This is a genomic window from Nonomuraea sp. NPDC003754, assembly GCF_053605785.1.
The window spans coordinates 168,760-182,427 of the sequence record NZ_JBSGJX010000013.1; the positions used below are offsets into that span (position 1 = coordinate 168,760).

Here is a 13,668-nt window from a genome sequence, read left to right on the forward strand (position 1 = left end):
CGGGCTTACGCGTTCTCCTGCCTGGCCGGCGCCTCGGTCAGGACCTGTGGGGACTCCTCGGCGGCCGTGACCACCGGTGTCCCGCCGCTTGCCCGCTCAGGCGCGCCGCCCCCGGACGCCGCGCCCCCGGCCCTCGACCCTCCGGCACCCGACCCTTCGGCACCCGTGGACCCGGAACCTGAGGATCCTGAACCCGTGGACCCGGAACCTGAGGATCCTGAACCTGAGGATCCGGAACCCGTGGACCCGGAACCTGAGGATCCGGAACCTGGGGACCCCGGGCCGCCGGAACCGCCTGAACCCTGCTGCGGATCCTTCGTCGGCGGGACGGTCGGCGCGGGAGTGGGGGTGGGATCCGGCTTGGGCGGCTCCGTCGGCAGCCGCGTGGCCGTCGGCTCCGGAGTGGGCGGCGGGGACGTCGCCGGCTGCGTGGCCGTGGGGGTCGGGCTGGGGGTCGGGGTGGGGGGCGAGGTGGCGGTGGGCGTCGCCGTAAGGGTGGGCCGGGGGGTGGGCGTCCTCGTGGGGCACGGCGTCTTCGTCGGACTGCCGTGGTGGTCACGGGGCGGGTTCGTCCCCGGCGGCTCCCCCGGCGTCAGCGTCGGCGGCGTCGGTGCCGGGCCGGTGCGGGTCGGCTGGGGCACCCACGGGACACGCGGCGGCGCCGGCACGGGGTCCGGCGTCGTCGCGGTCACCGGCGCCGTCGACCGGTGCGCCCCGACGGGATAGGTCGCCGAGCTGTTGAGGATGGGCTCCACCGTGATCGGCGTGTCGTGAGGGTTCGGCAGCCAGGGCAACCTGATCCCCGGCGGCTCCCCGGTCGCGGGAAACGCCCCCGAGGCGATGCCCGTGATCCCGTCACCCTCCTTGCCGAAGTAGGTGAAGATCATGCCGATGGCCGCGAGGGCGGCGACCGCCGCCAACGCGCCCGCCAGCGCCTGCGACCAGCGCCGCGCCCTCCCGTCTCCCGCGTGGGGAAACCCGGCCGCGTCCAGCGCGGCCGACCGCCGCGCCACATACCTCCGGTACGGCAGCAGCTCGGGGTCGGCGAAGCAGCTCATCACCCTGACCCTGAGCGTCTCCGGCAGCGCCGCGGCGGGCATCAGCTCGAAGACCTTCGCGATCGACACCTGCCCTGCCCGGTGCGGCGCGCAGGTCTCGCACCTGTCCAGGTGGGCGACCACCTCCCCGCGCATCTCGGCGGTCAGCTCGCCGGAGAAGCCGGTGAGGATGGCGGCCCGCTGCGGGCAGTCGTAGGGACCCTTCCGGGCGAGGACCTCGGCGGTGATCGCGTCGCCGAGCCGTTCGGCGGCCGCCTCGTGGGTGATCTCGATCTGGCGCGGCGTGACCCCGAGAACCGCCGCGACATCGAACGTGGACAGGCCGTGCCTGGTGGTCAGCTCGAGCAGCTCGGCGTCGGCCGCCGTCAGGCTGCGGACGGCGTTCCACGCCATGACGCGCAGGTCGGCGTCGGCGGGATCGGCCAGGGCAGGGAGCGCGACCATCGCCTCGGTCTCGTCGCCGCCACCGCCGGTGCGCCGGCGCAGGCACTCCTGCCTGGCCAGCGCGTAGAGCCAGCCGCGCAACCTGTCGGGCTCGGCCAGGGCGCCGATGTGGGCCTCGGCGGCGATCAGGGTGTCGCGCAGGGCGACCTGGGCGCTGTCGGGATTGCTGAGGAGGGTCCAGCAGTAGTGGTAGATGCCCTCGGCGTGCGTGTCGTAGAGCGCCGCGAGGGCACCAGGGTCGCGGGCGCGGAGAGCCTCGACCAGGACGCGGTCGTTCATCTGTTGTGTGGCGCGGAACCCATGGCTCGGAGCAGCGCCACCCTCCTTTCCACGCTCTTGCGGCAGGGGTGATGTCCGGGCGGGCCGGCCGAGCACCTGACGCGGACTGCGGGCACGCTGACCGGCCTCCCTTCAGCCAGATGGGACCGAGAAGGCGAGCCGCGGCCTCGCCGCCGCTGCGCCGACGTGACCGAAGGTAATGGATCGGTAACTTGCCGTTCTACCGGTTCATTGGGGTCCGCCAAGAAAAACCCGTAGCCCTGACCGATTTATCGTCTTATTGACGAGCGGATCGCCAAAGAAAGCCCGTCCGGAAATGTCACGAATGACAGCGCACAAAGAGGGCCCGCGGGAAAGCGCGGGCCCTCGTCGGGTCGTCAGGGGCGTGGATCAGGGTGCCGTCAGGGCTTGCTCTCGCCCGGCGGCATCTGCCGTCCCTTGTCGTACGCGAACGGCGCGGTCGTCGGCTTGACCGTGTGCACCGGCTGCGCCCCGCCCAGCGCGAGCTCCTCGTAAGGACGTCCGGTCGAGCCCCAGGTCCTGGCCACCACGTCCGTCATGGCCACCTTCGCCGTCGCGGGCAGCCCTTCGACCGTCAGGATGAACCGCGGGGGCTTCCCCGCCCGCACGTCGTCGACGAACGTGCTGGCGCCGGCCACCAGCTTGCCCGCCTGGTCACGCAGCAGCGCGGTCACGACCAGGCTGCCGGCGGGCAGCACGTAGGGGTTGTCGACCTCGCCGGTGACCAGGTAGCTGCCGTTCTTCTGCTTGACGGTCTGCGACCTGGTGATCGGGAACGGCAGCAGCGACGACGGGACGCGCGCCGCCTGCCGCCACTGCGTCGAGCGGTACTCGATCGTCACCTTCGCCGGCTTTCCTGAAGCCGGCATCTGCCCGGTGAAGGGCAGGTCGCCCCCCGGCGGGACAGCGTCGAGCGGCTGGTCCATGCGGGCCACCTCGGCGCCCTTGGCGTCGCGCCCCACGATCGTGGCGACGACGTGCTCGCCGAAGTGCCAGGGGTTGCTGTTGACCAGCACGCCCGCCCAGTTCACGACGTACCCGTCGGCGCTCTTGGCGACCGACGAAGCCTGCTCTTTGAGCACGAGCGGCTTCATCTGGACAGGTGGCTTCTCCGCCGCGGCACAACCCGCCACGAGGACGAGGGCGAAGGCGGCGATGGTACGGATACGCGGAATCACGTTGCCGTGATAACCGGTTTCCGGGTACGGCAGGCATGAACACGCGCCTGCCGTACCAACTCTTTAGTCAATGTTCAGCGTTGGCGGGCCACGCGTGTTTCGTCCCACACCGGTTCGGCGGATTCGTACACATTTCCATCCGCCCCGAACACCAGAAACCTGTCGAAGTCATCGGCGAACCAGCGGTCGTGCGTGACCGCGACCACCGTGCCGTCGAAGGCGTTCAGCCCCTCCTGCAGCGCCTCGGCGCTTGCCAGGTCGAGGTTGTCGGTCGGCTCGTCGAGCAGCAGCAGGGTCGCGCCCGACAGTTCGAGCAGCAGGATCTGCAGCCGCGCCTGCTGCCCTCCCGACAGCGTCTCGAAGCGCTGGTCGGCGATGAGCCCGGCGAGCTCGTAACGGGCCAGGACCTTCATCGCCTCGTTCTTGAGCTTGGCGTGCTCGGTCATGACGATCTCGCACGGTGTGCGGCCGTGGAGCTCGGGGCGGGCGTGCGTCTGGGCGAAGTGTCCCGGCACGACGCGCGCGCCCAGCCTGGCCACTCCCGTGTGCGCGACCGGCTCCCCGGCCAGCAGGCGCAGGAAGTGGGACTTGCCCGACCCGTTCGAGCCGAGGACGGCGACGCGCTCGCCGTACCAGATCTCCAGGTCGAACGGCTTCATCAGGCCCGTCAGCTCCAGGCTCTCGCTGATCACCGCGCGCTTGCCCGTACGGCCGCCGCGCAGCCGCATGCTGATCTTCTGGTCGCTCGGCGCCACCTCCGGCGGCCCCGCCTCCTCGAACCGGCGCAGCCGCGTCTGGGACGCGTGGTAGGCGGCCGCCATGCCGTCGTTGTACCTGGCCTTGTTCTTGAGCATGTTGACCAGGGCCTTGAGCTTGGCGTGCTCCTCGTCCCACCGCCTGCGCAGCTCGTCGAGGCGCTCGTTCCTGGCCTTGCGGGCCTCGGCGTAGGTGCCGAACCCCCCACCGTGGATCCAGACGCCGCCCGACTCGACCGTGACGATGCGGTCGGCGGCGTTGGCCAGCAGCCGCCGGTCGTGACTGACCAGCATGACGGTCTTCGGAGTCTCGTTGAGCTGCTGCTCCAGCCAGATCTTGCCGGGCACGTCGAGGTAGTTGTCCGGCTCGTCGAGCAGCAGCGTCTGGTCGGGCCCGCGCAGCAGCGCCTCCAGGACCAGGCGCTTCTGCTCCCCGCCCGACAGCGTGGACGTCTCGCGGTACTTCACCCTGTCGTACGGCACGCCGAGCGCCGCGATCGTGCAGGTGTCCCAGAGCACCTCGATGTCGTAGCCGCCCGCGTCGGTGTAGTCGGTGATCGCCTGGGCGTAGCGCATCTGGGTCTTCTCGTCGTCGCGCTCCATCATCGCCAGCTCGGCCTGGTCGAGGCGGTGCGCCGCCTGCCGTACCGCGGGTGGGGCGACGCTGAGCAGCAGGTCGTGCGCCGTGCTGCCGTCGCGGATGCTGCCGATGAACTGGCGCATGACGCCCAGCCCGCCCGAGCTGGCCACGCTGCCCTCGACCGGCTGGATGTCGCCGGCGACCAGGCGCATCAGGGTGGTCTTGCCGGCCCCGTTCGGCCCGACGAGCGCGGCCTTGACGCCCTCGCCGATGCGGAAGGACACGTCGTTGAGCAGCGGCCGCCCGTCAGGCAGGACGTAGGTGAGGTGACCAACCTCAACGTGTGACACGGTGAACAGAGTAAACAGCGGCATCAGGTCTGGCTACTGGATAACCGCACGCCTACACCAACCCCTGCCTTGAGCTGGCCGACGTGTCACCGACGGCCCAGAACACTAGAGCCTCGGGATGGTGCCGTGGAAGGCGGTCCCGTCGAGGGTGCCGTTGGCAGTCGGCCAGCCGGTCGCCTGGAACGGTGTCCAGTTGATGATGGCCTTCACCGTCGATCCGGCATGGGTGATCTCGACGATCGCCGTGGCCCGCATGGCGTCGTCGGTGCGGATCTCTCCGGTCACCGAAACGTCGGGGACGAACCGATCGGCGACCAGACGTGTCACGCCGGTGCGGTAGTCGATCCGCCCGCCACGCAGCCCTGGGGCGGCGGCGTCGCCAGGCGGCATCGCGGCGTTCGGGTTGCGGGCGGCCAGCGCGTCGTCCACGGTGGCGAACGCGGCGGCCAGCAGTTGCCGCTCGCCGTGGTCGAGCCCGTGGACGCGGGCCTGCGGTAGCTCACTCATGGTGCGCGGGAAGCGGCCGGTGGCGCGGTAGTTCTCCGCGCTGCACCTGTCCACCCCTGCGGGAACGCCGAGGTGGGTCACGAACGACCGCACGATGGTCTGCAGGCACAGGTGGTAGCCGCTCTGCCCGACCGAGGCACCGATGTGCGCGCCGAACGGCACTGCCACGGCCGTGCCGCCGAATCGCCGCGCTGCCACGATCGCGTTGTCCGGCGGGGTGCTGGTGTCGAACTGGCCGCCGACGGCCAGCGCGGGCACCCACGGGTAGGCGGGTTTGGCGGGCACCGGCGGCGTCGGGTTCGGAGTCGGCCAGGTGAGACACCAGTTGGCGGCCTCCCCTGCGACTCCGAACGCCTCTGCGGCAGTGTAGGGACGCGGTGGCTGCTGGGATCGGTACCGGGCCAGCTGCTCGCGTCGCCTCTCCAAGCCCGCCGCCCGGTCGTACGGCAGCGCCGAGTCCGCACAGACGTAAGCCAGCTGCGCCGGGGTGCTGGGCATCGCCCCCGGATCGGGAAACCTGGCGACCAGGCGGCGCAGGGGCGCGACGTCGCCGCGCAGGAAGGCGTCGGCGGCGGCGTTGGCCTCCCTGCCGATGGCCGGATCGGCCAGGTTGCCGGTGAGACGGGCCAGGGCGCGGACCGACACCTGCGGGTCGGAACGCGATCGCAGTTGCTTGATCAGCGCCGTCCAGCGCGCGACCGGCTGGCCGGGCAGCCGCCGGCATTGCGCCGAGGGCAGGCAGACAGCGGCGAGGTTGGCCATCCCGCGGCGGGCGGTGGGCGCGAAGGACATGTCCGCGTAGCCGCGGGAGTCGATCGACAGCACGCTGTCGAGCAGCACCGCGCGGATCCTGTCCGGGTACCTGGCCGCGTACGCCTGGGCGAGCAGGGTGCCCCAGGAATAGCCGTAAATGGTCAGCTTCGGCACGCCGAGTGCGGCACGCAGGGCTTCAATGTCACGTGTCGCATGGGCGGTATTGAAGAAGCGGGCGCGGTCGGCGCACTGCCGTACGGTAGCCGGCTCGGCCACGTCGAGTCCTGGGCAGGCCAGCGGGCTCGATCCGCCCCAGCCGCGCTGGTCGAGCATGAGCAGGTTCTGGTGGTCGAGGGCGGGCCCGAGCCAGGCCTTGGTGCTGTCGACCGCCCATAGGGAGGGCGCGGGCCCGCCGGGCAGGACAAGGACCGTGCCGACGGGCGGGCGCGTCCGGTCCCTGGCCGGCACCCAGGCGTAGGAGATCGAGAGTTTCTCTCCCGCCGCGTTCGCCGGGTCCAGCGGTGTCTCCAGGGTGGCGTCGCAGCGTTCGGTCGCGTGCGCGCACGGGGCGGTCGCGGCCTGCACTGGCGGCTGCACGGTCGCGAGAAGCGCCAGCACCGCCAAGGCGCACGTCAGAATCTTCCTCATCGAATGCTTGCTTCCTGTACGGCCGGACCGGGGAATCGGGCGGGGGCTGGATGCTGGGTGAGCGCCTGATAGCAGGTGATCAGACCGACCAGGGCCGTGCCCCAGAACAGGAACCCGCCGTAGGTCAGGCCGATCACCCACAGGTTCGCGCTGCCGGGCGCGGTCGGGAGCTCGGCAAGGCCGACGAACTCACCGATCGTGGTCACCGCCGCCGGCAGCCCCATGGACAGCAGGCCGACGCCACCGATCCAGCCGGCGCCCAGCACCAGCCGGCGGGGCACCCACCGGGCCCAGCCCTGGATCAGCGCGACCGCGCACAGCGCGCCGAACACCGGAATGGTGACGCTGAAATCGGCCAACGGGCTGTACCAGTGGTGCGCACCCACCAGCCCCGATTCACGGTAGCCGCCCACCGGGTAGCCCAGGGCCCACACCGCCTTGAGCGTCGCGTAGGGCAGCGGCGCCAGCGTCGCGGCCCAGCCGAACCGGCGCAGCCGGCGGCCGACAGCTCGCACGTCCACCGACTCGGGGCGCGTGCGACGCTGGTAGGACCAGGCGGCGACGGCGAGCGCCCCGACGCCGGCGAGCACGATGAGCTGGTCGACGAACAGCGTCCAGTACGGCTCGGCCGCCCAGCCGGGCAACCCGGTGATCCACAAGAGCACCCGCAGCAGGTTGAGCAGCAGGATCTGGCCGCCGAAGCACAGCAGCGCCAGCGCGCCGATCCAGGTCGCCGCAAGCAGGCCCGTGCGCGGGATCCGCTGCCCGAAGGGCCGCACCGTGGCCAGCGCCAGCACGGCCATCGCGGCCAGCGCGAGCACGCTCCCCCACCCGGCCAGGCCGTCCAACTCGGGCAGCGGCCGGCTGGCGCACGGATCCGCGGCGGTGGCCGTGGCGGCCTCGGTGGCGCTGCAGCGCACGGCGAGCCACTCACCGCCCATCGTCCAGTAGGCGCGCAATCCCGCGTACGCCGCCGCCCAGCCGGCGGCGAGATAACCCGCAACAGGTGATCGTTGTCTCATGAGGTCTCCGTTCGATGTTCGTTCGGTGATCCCACACTCCCTCCGCGGACGCCGCTCCCGCGTCTGCCCGAGGGCCAGGAAAGATACGACCTCAGGCATACGCGGCTCCGCCCCTGGGCAGACGCGGCGCGCCCTTGCCCGTTCGTAGACTCAGGGCCATGTCACAGGCGATCGGACGGCTGCTCTCGCAGGCCAGGGCACGGCCGCCGCTCGCCGACGCCGCCCTGGCCACGCTGGTGGGCCTGCCGCTGCTGGGCTGGACCTGGCTCGTGCTGACCGCGACTCCCGGCCCCGCGCCGCTCGCGTTCGCGGGTGCTCTACTGGCGCACACCGCGATGGGCTTGCGGCGCACAATGCCGTTGGCGTCCTTCGGCGCGGTCTCGGTGGGATGCGCGGCGATGCTGGCCGGCACCGGGGTCCTGCTGCTGCCACCGTCGATGCTGGTGTTTCCGTGGTCGCTCTACTCGGTGTGCGCCTACGGATCGCGGCGTGCTCTGGGCTGGGGGCCGGCCGCGGCCGTGCTCGGATCCGCAGCCGTCGGCGCACGGTTCTGGCTCAACCCGCGCCAGGCGGCCGGCCTGCCCCCGGCGTACGTCTTCCTCTTCCTGCTCGCCGTCACCATGGTGGCGTGGAGCCTCGGCATGTGGCGCCGGACGCAGCGGGCGTACCTGGCCTCGCTGGAGGATCGGGCGCGCAGAGCGGAAGCCGATCGGGAGGAACGCGCCCGACGGGCCGTAAGCGACGAGCGAGCCCGGATCGCCAGAGAGATCCACGACGTGGTCTCGCACTCGCTGTCAGTGGTGATCAGCCAGGCGCAGGGCGGCACCTATGCGGTAGGCGCCGATCCTGGCCGGGCTGCGGACATCCTCGCCACGATCGCCGACGCCGGACGCCACGCGCTGGCGGACATGCGCGGCCTGCTGGGCGTGCTGCGCGCCGACACGCCGCTGGAGCCCGAGTCCGGAGACTCCGCGCCGACGCTGGCCGAGCTGCCCCGGCTGCTGGAGGGGACCAGGGCCGCCGGGCTGGAGGTGACGTTCCGGCAGGACGGCACCGAGCGGCGGCTCAGCCCCGCCGCCGAACTGGCGGTCTACCGGCTGGTCCAGGAGTCGCTGACGAACACGCTCAAGCACGCGGGCGCCGGCCGCCGGGCCCTGGTGGTGCTGAGCTGGGAGACGGCCGAGCTTGCGGTGCGGGTCCAGGACGACGGCCCCGGGGATCCCGGCGGGCCCGGCGACGGCGCAAGGCTCGGCCTGGTCGGCATGCGCGAGCGATTCCTTGCCTTCGGCGGTACGGTTACCGCCGGACCGGCAACGGCCGGTGGGTTCCACGTGTCCGCCCGCCTGCCGTACCCCGGCGGACCGGAGCGAAGGGGCAGACGTGACGATCAGAGTGTTCTTCGTCGACGACCAGGTGATGGTCCGGGCCGGCTTCGTGATGGTGGTCGAGGCTCAGCCCGACATGATGGTCGCCGGTGAGGCCGGCGACGGCGCCGAAGCGCTGGAGAAACTGGCCGTCACGACCGCCGACGTGGTCCTGATGGACGTCCGGATGCCACGTATGGGCGGGGTTGAGGCGACCCACCGCTTGCTCGCTCGTCCCGGACCTACGCCCCGGGTGGTCGTGCTCACCACGTTCGACCTCGACAAGTACGCCTTCGCCGCGCTGCGGGCCGGAGCCAGCGGTTTCCTGGTCAAGGATGCACCGCCGGAGGACCTGTTGGCCGCGATCCGCACCGTGCACCGTGGCGACGCGGTCATCGCACCGTCCACCACCCGTCGGCTCATCGACCACATCGCCGCCGACCTCCCGGTGCCCGATGACGGTCCTGACCCACTGGCCGCGCTGACCCCACGGGAACGCGAGATCCTCCAACAGATCGCGCTCGGCCGGTCCAACGCCGAGATCGCCGGTCGGCTGCTCCTGTCCGAGGGCACAGTGAAGACCCATGTGGGCCGCATCCTGGCCAAGCTCAAGCTCCGTGACAGAATCCAAGCCGTGATCTTCGCCTACGAGAACCGCCTTGTCCGCGCTTCTTGATCGACAGATCCCGGGTTCGAGTCCCAGGCGCCCTACCAGCCAAAACGGCGGTCATCGATCTTGCCCAAAAGGGCGACGACAGCCATTTTGACAGCCAAGAGGCCTGACCTCGCCAGGAATCCGGCCACTCGTGCGTTCTCTGATCACCCGAACAGCTTCTTGGCGGCCGCCTCGACGGTCGCTCGTTCGATGTCCGGGAGCACGTGCGTGTACGTGTATCAAGGAATGCGGGGCCAGTAATCAGGCCAGAAGAAGACGGCAATCTCGCGGCGCGGCATGGGGGTCACGGGTTGCACGTGAGGTGTCCCACCTCGACGTGTCCCATGGCGATTCCCTTTCAGAGGTCCTCGCGCAGGCTACATGGGCGTTTCGCGGGCGGGCATCCTCTTTTCAGCGCGCACGGCCGGCCACACCCCGGAGAAGTTCGGTCTTCACGACTCCCTCGACCGCGTGGCAGAGCTTGGCATCAGTTGTGAGCAACGGAATAGCTCTGTCGAGCGCCAGTTGGGCGAAGATCGCGTCATACATGCGGAGGGTGAGCCGCACCGCCAGAGTGGCGGCTCTCTCGAGCCGGTCTGCGTCGACCTGGTGGACGCGAACCCCGAACTCATCAATGACCCGGACGGCCGCGACGAACTCTTCAGCCGTCAGGCGACCGGCGAGAAGCCCCTTCTTCCGCAAGACTCCCGCGACTTCGATGCGCGCGAAATCGGCTGTCTCCAGCCCGACCTGATCGTGCAGGAAGGCCTCTTGAATTTCGCGAGCATGCTCGAAGCCAGGTTGATCGACAAACCACCTCAGGAACACGCCCGTATCGACGACGTAGGCGTCAGCCACGCGACTCGTCCCGAAGGCGATGGAGCTCTTCGTCCACGCCCGTTACTCCACGCATCCGCTCCCGGATCCGTTCCAGGGTCAGCGCTGCTCCCTCACGGCGGCGTGTCGCTGCGATGTTCTCACGGACGAGTGCCAGCACCGGCGGCACCTGGTCCTCGGGCAACTGGTCGACCAGCGAGTGGAGCTCGTCACGCATCGCGCTCATATACGGAGTCTACGATTCAGGCATGATCGACGGCAGCGCCTCGCCGTTAGCGCGACCATAGGCGTCATGGCTTGCACGTGAAGTGCCCCACCGTGTCCCATGGCGATTCCCTTTCAGAGGTCCTCGCGCAGGCTACATGGGCGTTTCGCGGGCGGGCATCCTGTTTTCAGCGCGCACGGCCGGCCACACCGCGGAGAAGCCGTCGTGCCGCTGAAGGGTGGAACCACCTGCTCTCCCAGGCCCGGGAAAACCTGGACCGGGCGCGGGTGTCACGTGGACAACCGCCAGCACCCTCTCAAAGGCGCGCTGGGCGCGGTGAAGGTAGGAGGAGAATTCCTGGAGCAGTGGCAGTACGAGGCGACTTCGGAGTGGCCGCATCTGGTACGCCATCGATGACGACAACCGCGCACTAGGGCGGGCACCGGACACCCCAAACAGACCGACAAGCGCAGGGGTCGCTGACGCTAGGTGGGTTTCATGGCCTGCACTTGAGGTGTCCCACCGCTCGGGCGGGGGTATCCGGGGACCTGGCGGGCGAGCATCCCGATTTCCGGCCTTGCGGGCTCTCCGCAGGCTTCATTTCGTAGAATTCACGTCACATAGAGTGACTGAACTTGCATGTGCTGCATGGTAATATGCAGCTATGAGGGCAACCCCGCCGGTGCTGCTGCCCCTGCTACGGTCCAACACCGTCGGCGAGATACTCGCCTGGCTGTACCTCCATCCGGAGAACGAATACTCCACAACCGATCTCGCCACATATGTGGGTGCGTCACAGTCAACAGTGAGCCGCGAGGCGGATCGGCTTTCCGGCGCCGGACTGACCGTTGAGAGGCGGCATGGCAACCTGCGTCTCATCCGTGCCGACATGGACACCATCGTCGCGAAACCGCTCACCGATCTTCTGGCCGTGACGTACGGTCCGGCAGCCGTCCTGCCGCCTCTCCTCGAACCGATCTCCGGGATCGACGAGGCCTACATCTACGGTTCATGGGCCGCCAGATACGCCAATCACGCCGGACCGCCACCCCGGGACGTCGACGTTCTGATCGTGGGATCCGCAGACGCCGACGCACTCTATGACGCGGCACGGACCGCCGAGCGCACGCTCGGCCGCGAGGTAAACGTCAGCCGGATCTCATCGACATCATGGACCAGCCATACCGACGACCCGTTCGTGACGTCATTGCGGAGCAAGCCCCTGTACCTCCTGATCCAGAGGCGGAGCACCACATGAGATGGATGCAAGGACGCGACCAGATCGAAAGCATGCTGTCGTCGGGTCAACTGGAACGGGTCCCACCCAGTCGGCAGCACGCCGACACCTTGATCAGCCAAGCTGAGCGGCACATCGAACTCGCCCACAAGGGTGCGGAAACCGACCCGACAGGTGCGTACCAGCTTCTCTACGACGCCTCGCGAAAAGCACTCGCCTCGATCCTGGAGAACCAGGGCCTGCGTGCCACCAGCAGGGGTGGTCATATCGCCGTCCTGGATGCCGTGACGGCCCAACTGGATCCACCACTCGGCCAGTCGCTCCGCTCGTTCGACCGCATGCGCCGCCGACGCAACAGCGCCGAATACCCTCGGCTCGACACTCCAGAGATCACATCCGACGACGTCGCTCGAGACACGCAGAAAGCGAAGGAGTTTGTTGCTCTCGCCGCCAGGGTGCTGGATCAGATGAGCCCGTACTGATCCTGCTTCACCCGCGAGAGCCCGCCTTCGCTGGTGGGCGGGGGCTAGCTGCCGGTACGGCGGTGCGCCTCGTTACGTTCCTCGAACCGGTCCTGCGCGTCCAGGACGGCGTCGCCGTACCGTGCGGCCCACACGCCCATCGCCCGCATCGGGCCGAGCAGCGCGACACCGGCCTCTGTCAGCGCGTAGTCCACGCGCGGTGGCGCCTCCGCGTACGCCCGGCGGTCGACCAGGCCGTTGTACTCCAGGCGCCGCAGTGCCTCGGTGAGGACCTTGGGGCGGATCCCGCCGATCCGGGCGACCAGTTCACGTGGCCGCATCGGACCGCTCTGGCCGAGCGTGTACACGACGACGCTGTCCCAGCGGTTCGCGAGCACCTCGAACGCCATGCGCGCCCGGCAGTCGGAGGTGTACGCGAGCTCCGGCAGGTCGGGGAGATTCTCCACGCCCCCATCCTGCCCGCTCCGACGGACACCACGTGGTGCGCATCGGGCCACCTACCGTCGGGGACCGGCATCACCTGCGATGTCACCTCGGCACTGCCGGGTCGCCGACGATCCGGAGTCAGGAGTCAGGAGTCACACCATGCGTATCGGCATCCTCGGCACGGGCATGATGGCCACGACACTGGGCGGCGCGTGGGTCCGCGCGGGGCACGACGTGCTGGTCGGCGGACGCGACCGGGCCGCGGCCGCCGCGACGGCGGCCCGTATCGGCGCCGCGGGGTACGGGACTCTCACGGACGGGGCGGCCCACGGCGACCTCGTCCTCGTGGCGGTCCCCGCGGACGTGGCGCCGAAGGTGGTGGAGGGGCTCGCCGGCACCCTCAGCGGGCGGACGGTCGTCGACTGCACGAACCCCATCGCGCCGGCCGACGGCGGGCTGATGCTGACGACAGGCGGCACGACGTCGGTCGCCCGGCGGATGGCGGAGGCCGCGCCGGGGGCCCACGTGGTCAAGGCGTTCAACCTGTGCCACGAGAGCATCTGGACGCTGCCGCGCCCGGCTTTCGAGGGCGCCCCGCTGGCCGTGCCGTTCTGCGGGGACGATCCGGGCAGCCTCGACCAGGTCACCGAACTGATCACGTCGATGGGCTGCACCCCCATGCCCTGCGGGGGGCTGGCCCGCGCGGTCTACATCGAGGCGACGGCGGCGTTCGCCATCGGGGCGTGGTGGTCAGGAACGGAGCCGCGGTTCGCCTTCCCGACACCGGCACAGGCCTCGCCGAACTCCTAGAGCCTGCCGTTCGACGGCGTCGACGCCGCGGCGTGAGGGCGCTCAGGGCGAGAAGTA

13 protein-coding genes are annotated in these 13,668 nt (G+C 70.2%); 5 read left to right on the forward strand and 8 right to left on the reverse strand.

Translation table 11 applies throughout. The annotated features are described in order from the left end of the window. Positions 1-5: 5 nt before the first annotated feature. The 5 genes from ACWEVS_RS18680 to ACWEVS_RS18700 all read right to left on the reverse strand — a co-directional run bounded on the left by ACWEVS_RS18680 (position 6) and on the right by ACWEVS_RS18700 (position 7,595). Positions 6-1,781, reverse strand: a complete 1,776-nt coding sequence (locus ACWEVS_RS18680) for a hypothetical protein (protein WP_452552507.1) — start codon at positions 1,779-1,781, stop codon at positions 6-8. A gap of 401 nt (positions 1,782-2,182) precedes the next feature. Continuing rightward, positions 2,183-2,980 (reverse strand): hypothetical protein, encoded by a 798-nt coding sequence (locus ACWEVS_RS18685; RefSeq protein WP_449922018.1) that lies wholly within the window; start codon positions 2,978-2,980, stop codon positions 2,183-2,185. A gap of 74 nt (positions 2,981-3,054) precedes the next feature. After that, a complete protein-coding gene (locus tag ACWEVS_RS18690) occupies positions 3,055-4,665 on the reverse strand; it encodes an ABC-F family ATP-binding cassette domain-containing protein (protein ID WP_452552509.1) in 1,611 nt (536 codons plus the stop codon). A 105-nt stretch (positions 4,666-4,770) separates the two neighbouring features. Next, positions 4,771-6,573 carry an alpha/beta fold hydrolase gene (locus ACWEVS_RS18695; RefSeq protein ID WP_452552511.1) on the reverse strand — a complete coding sequence of 601 codons (1,803 nt, stop codon included), beginning with the start codon at positions 6,571-6,573 and terminating at the stop codon, positions 4,771-4,773. Further along, positions 6,570-7,595: a hypothetical protein gene (locus ACWEVS_RS18700; protein WP_452552513.1), complete on the reverse strand. Its 1,026-nt coding sequence runs from the start codon at positions 7,593-7,595 to the stop codon at positions 6,570-6,572. The genes ACWEVS_RS18695 and ACWEVS_RS18700 overlap by 4 nt, the downstream gene beginning before the upstream one ends. 158 nt (positions 7,596-7,753) lie before the next feature. Between ACWEVS_RS18700 and ACWEVS_RS18705 the strand changes: the two genes are divergently transcribed. Together ACWEVS_RS18705 and ACWEVS_RS18710 are read left to right on the forward strand one after the other, a co-directional pair. Further along, positions 7,754-9,073, forward strand: coding sequence for a sensor histidine kinase (locus ACWEVS_RS18705; RefSeq protein WP_452552515.1), 1,320 nt, complete (start codon positions 7,754-7,756; stop codon positions 9,071-9,073). Next, positions 9,012-9,635 (forward strand): response regulator, encoded by a 624-nt coding sequence (locus ACWEVS_RS18710; RefSeq protein WP_452552564.1) that lies wholly within the window; start codon positions 9,012-9,014, stop codon positions 9,633-9,635. The genes ACWEVS_RS18705 and ACWEVS_RS18710 overlap by 62 nt, the downstream gene beginning before the upstream one ends. A gap of 390 nt (positions 9,636-10,025) precedes the next feature. Here ACWEVS_RS18710 and ACWEVS_RS18715 read toward each other — a convergent pair whose 3' ends face one another. After that, a complete protein-coding gene (locus ACWEVS_RS18715) occupies positions 10,026-10,472 on the reverse strand; it encodes a type II toxin-antitoxin system VapC family toxin (protein ID WP_449922027.1) in 447 nt (148 codons plus the stop codon). Further along, positions 10,465-10,677 carry a hypothetical protein gene (locus ACWEVS_RS18720; protein ID WP_449922028.1) on the reverse strand — a complete coding sequence of 71 codons (213 nt, stop codon included), beginning with the start codon at positions 10,675-10,677 and terminating at the stop codon, positions 10,465-10,467. Before ACWEVS_RS18720 ends, ACWEVS_RS18715 begins: the two co-directional genes overlap by 8 nt. Positions 10,678-11,320: 643 nt before the next feature. Between ACWEVS_RS18720 and ACWEVS_RS18725 the strand changes: the two genes are divergently transcribed. After that, positions 11,321-11,914, forward strand: coding sequence for a winged helix-turn-helix domain-containing protein (locus tag ACWEVS_RS18725; protein ID WP_452552517.1), 594 nt, complete (start codon positions 11,321-11,323; stop codon positions 11,912-11,914). Further along, positions 11,911-12,375: a hypothetical protein gene (locus ACWEVS_RS18730; protein WP_452552519.1), complete on the forward strand. Its 465-nt coding sequence runs from the start codon at positions 11,911-11,913 to the stop codon at positions 12,373-12,375. Before ACWEVS_RS18725 ends, ACWEVS_RS18730 begins: the two co-directional genes overlap by 4 nt. A 44-nt stretch (positions 12,376-12,419) precedes the next feature. Here ACWEVS_RS18730 and ACWEVS_RS18735 read toward each other — a convergent pair whose 3' ends face one another. Continuing rightward, a complete protein-coding gene (locus tag ACWEVS_RS18735) occupies positions 12,420-12,821 on the reverse strand; it encodes a winged helix-turn-helix transcriptional regulator (protein ID WP_452552520.1) in 402 nt (133 codons plus the stop codon). A 79-nt stretch (positions 12,822-12,900) separates the two neighbouring features. Between ACWEVS_RS18735 and ACWEVS_RS18740 the strand changes: the two genes are divergently transcribed. Then, on the forward strand, positions 12,901-13,611 hold the full coding sequence (locus ACWEVS_RS18740) for an NADPH-dependent F420 reductase (protein ID WP_449922031.1): 711 nt from the start codon (positions 12,901-12,903) through the stop codon (positions 13,609-13,611). Positions 13,612-13,668: the final 57 nt, after the last annotated feature.